Source organism: Methylobacterium goesingense, assembly GCF_022179225.1.
Classification (GTDB): Bacteria; Pseudomonadota; Alphaproteobacteria; order Rhizobiales; family Beijerinckiaceae; genus Methylobacterium; species Methylobacterium goesingense.
In genome coordinates, this window is sequence record NZ_BPQL01000201.1 from 1 (window position 1) to 1,883 (window position 1,883).

Consider the following 1,883-nt stretch of genomic DNA (forward strand, 5'->3'; position numbering starts at 1 on the left):
CAAGACCCGACAGCCCCGCACCGGATTCCATTCCGGAGCGGGGCTGTCGATGCCAGATCCACGGCCGGACAGCGCGCCCGTTTCAGGGCCGACGCATCCCGGGGGCCGGGGGCGGGCGAGGCAGGCTCGCGGACCCGGCGGCACCGGACAGAATGGCATGCCGCAACGCCGCTGGAATTCCTGTCCGTTCATCATTCGGCGGGTCGGTGACCCTTTCGGCGAATGACACGTCAGCCGCGCCCGTCCGCCCTCCCTCCGCCGAAGGGTTCCGAGATGATCCTCTCCATCCTCATTGCCTTGGTCAGCATTCCCTTCGCGGGCATCGTCCTGCGCACCGCGGACTTCAACCGCGACGTCTTCGCCGTGCTCTATGTCTCGTCCCTGGGCCTCGTCCTCTCGGCCATCCTGCTCGCGAGCGGCTACTATCTGCTCCCGCTCCTCCCGGTCGTGGCCGACACGCCGCACCGCTGAGACCGCGACCCCGACCCACGCCCGGGTGAAGTACGTTCGGCGAAATGAAAAAATCCGTGCCGGAGCCGTGCAATATCAGCATGACCGCACTGCGGTATGTAGCATACCAAGATCAATGGTGCAGTGCGATACACACTTATCGCAACGCCACAGGGGTCTCCGCCATGATCGCTCTGTTTGTTCTCGGCCTCGCCGCCGTCGCCGTGGGTCCGATGCTGGCCCTCCTCACCGACGACGCCGCACCTTCAACCGCCGATACGGGTTCGGCCGGCATGTTCGTCGCCCTCAACGACAACGCCCGCAGCGAAGCCCGCCGCGCCGCCTGATCCATCCGTCCGACGGATTCAGCCTTCGTTCGACCCGCCCGACAGCGTCGCGGCGGGTCTTTTCATGCGCCGGCCCCTCGGACGTCGATTCGGGGGAAGCGCACGGCGCGCGGGTTCAGGGAGAGCGCGCGGCACGCGCCGCTGCGGTCCGGGGCGCGCGGGCGGGCTTTGCCACGGGCCGCTCTTCCAGGCCGCCGATCCCGCTGCCGTCGTCGAGGGCCGGGATCAGGTCGAGGCTCAGGGCCGGGCCGCGGGGGCCATCGACGGCGACGCGCGGCGATTCGATGGGGGCGGGGGCCGGTTCGGGAGGCATGGCCGGTGCCCGATACGCCTCGGTCCAGACTCGGCCGGACGTCTCCGGCTCCCCGTCCGGGAACTGGGCCGAGGCCTGAAATCCGGGTGCCTGAAATCCGGGTGCCTGAAATCCGGGGGGCGGCGACGATCGGACCCCGAGGACGAGAAAGACCGGCAGGCTGAGCGCGGCCACGATCGCCAGACCCGCCAGGGCACCGGCGCGAATCCCGCGCAGGATGGGATGGCGGCCACCCTCGGCGACGGTGCGCAAAGGCCCGATCCGGCTGCGGGACGCACGGCGCGGTTCCCGTCGGGGAAGCGGGCGAAGGGGCAGGGCGACGAAGGGGTCCACGCCCATGGCGCAACGTCACGGAGACCGGGATATTCCGGCAATCCTCAAGTGTTCGCGCGAACTTTGCGCAAACGCAACAATTTTCGTCAGATAACGCCGGGAATGCGGCGCGGATGATCAGGTTTCGTGGAGTTCAGGCCCCTGCGGCCTCCCGGTCCACGAGCCAGACCTCTTGCCCGACGCTGCGGACGTGCCGGACCGGTAGATCCTCGCCCCGGGCGAGGCGGCGCAGGGGCTCCTGTTTGCCAGCCCCCGTGACGAGGAACAGGACCTCGCGCGCCGAGGCGAGCGCCGGGACGGTGAGGGTGATGCGCGGCACGAACGGGGCGAGCCCCGCCTCCGGCACGGGTGCCACCCAGGCGTGGCGCTCCCGCAGGGCCGGCTTGCCGGGAAACAGCGAGGCGGTGTGCCCGTCCTCGCCGAGGCCGAGCAGGACGAGG

At 70.0% G+C, this 1,883-nt stretch carries 4 protein-coding genes; 2 read left to right on the forward strand and 2 right to left on the reverse strand.

All coding sequences use genetic code 11. The features are described 5' to 3' along the window. Window positions 1–273 precede the first annotated feature (273 nt). Together MFF30_RS24595 and MFF30_RS24600 are read left to right on the forward strand one after the other, a co-directional pair. Window positions 274–471, forward strand: a complete 198-nt coding sequence (locus tag MFF30_RS24595) for a hypothetical protein (RefSeq protein WP_238282832.1) — start codon at window positions 274–276, stop codon at window positions 469–471. Between the two features lie 164 nt (window positions 472–635). Beyond that, the gene (locus MFF30_RS24600; RefSeq protein WP_238282834.1) at window positions 636–797 is read left to right on the forward strand and encodes a hypothetical protein; all 162 of its coding nucleotides are present in this window, start codon (window positions 636–638) and stop codon (window positions 795–797) included. Between the two features lie 115 nt (window positions 798–912). On the opposite strand, the gene MFF30_RS24605 is transcribed toward MFF30_RS24600, so the two are convergent. Next, window positions 913–1,362, reverse strand: a complete 450-nt coding sequence (locus MFF30_RS24605) for a hypothetical protein (RefSeq protein WP_238282836.1) — start codon at window positions 1,360–1,362, stop codon at window positions 913–915. A 214-nt stretch (window positions 1,363–1,576) separates the two neighbouring features. After that, window positions 1,577–1,883, reverse strand: a 307-nt coding sequence (locus MFF30_RS24610) for a 6-phosphogluconolactonase (protein WP_238282837.1), incomplete at its 5' end; no start/stop codon positions are given.

Excerpts from the sequence above, each read along its gene's own strand:
- MFF30_RS24600 (WP_238282834.1), top strand. The coding sequence starts at position 636 with ATGATCGCTCTGTTTGTTCTCGGCCTCGCCGCCGTCGCCGTGGGTCCG.
- MFF30_RS24595 (WP_238282832.1), top strand. The coding sequence starts at position 274 with ATGATCCTCTCCATCCTCATTGCCTTGGTCAGCATTCCCTTCGCGGGC.